Origin of the sequence: Hydrogenovibrio sp. 3SP14C1, assembly GCF_029625905.1 — a bacterium.
GTDB lineage: Bacteria > Pseudomonadota > Gammaproteobacteria > Thiomicrospirales > Thiomicrospiraceae > Hydrogenovibrio.
Genome location: NZ_JARTLM010000151.1, coordinates 1 through 265, shown reverse-complemented (window position 1 = coordinate 265; position 265 = coordinate 1). Strand labels below are relative to the sequence as shown.

The following is a 265-nucleotide window of genomic DNA, read 5'->3' as shown; positions in this document are numbered from 1 at the left end:
GAGTGGATTAAAGCAAGCCTGGGGAAGCGTAAAAGATTTTGTTGGAGGCAATGGTTCTTGGATCAAGGAACATAAAGGGCCACTTTCTTATGATAAAAAGCTCTTAATCCCTGCTGGTCTTGCTATCATGGGCGGATTAAACGATAGCTTGCAAGATGGCTTTCAAAAAGTTAAGCAAACTATTTCTGGGGTGGCTGGAGAAGTCCAAGGAATGATTATGGATGGAGTGGACACTAGCAAACTGTTAGATGATGGATGGAATCCA

1 protein-coding gene is annotated in these 265 nt (G+C 42.6%); it reads left to right on the top strand.

All coding sequences use genetic code 11. The features are described from left to right. Positions 1-265: hypothetical protein (locus P8629_RS12015; RefSeq protein WP_278166344.1), on the top strand; the 265-nt coding region annotated here is incomplete at both ends.